The following is a 208-nucleotide window of genomic DNA, read 5'->3' on the forward strand; positions in this document are numbered from 1 at the left end:
GCCAACGACAGTGCCAGGTCCAACAGGATCTTGCCAGGATCATGGATCGCAAATGGCTTGCGCCACGACGCCAGAGCGTCTGAGAGGTAGCGTCCCAGGCCGGTCTGATCGATCGTGTCGGTCAGGAGCACGCCACCGGCTTGGGTGATGGCCGGGATGGGGGAAGTGTCGAGGTGCGGGTGCGGGTACAGGCCGGTAGACTTCACTT

General features: G+C 63.0%; 1 pseudogene. It reads right to left on the reverse strand.

Features of this window, described 5'->3' with window-relative positions:
• Positions 1 to 208 (reverse strand): annotated as a pseudogene (locus tag NQ038_RS15740) (IS1380 family transposase); the annotation flags it as partial.

This window comes from Brevibacterium sp. 50QC2O2 (genome assembly GCF_024580675.1).
Taxonomy (GTDB): Bacteria; Actinomycetota; Actinomycetes; order Actinomycetales; family Brevibacteriaceae; genus Brevibacterium; species Brevibacterium moorei.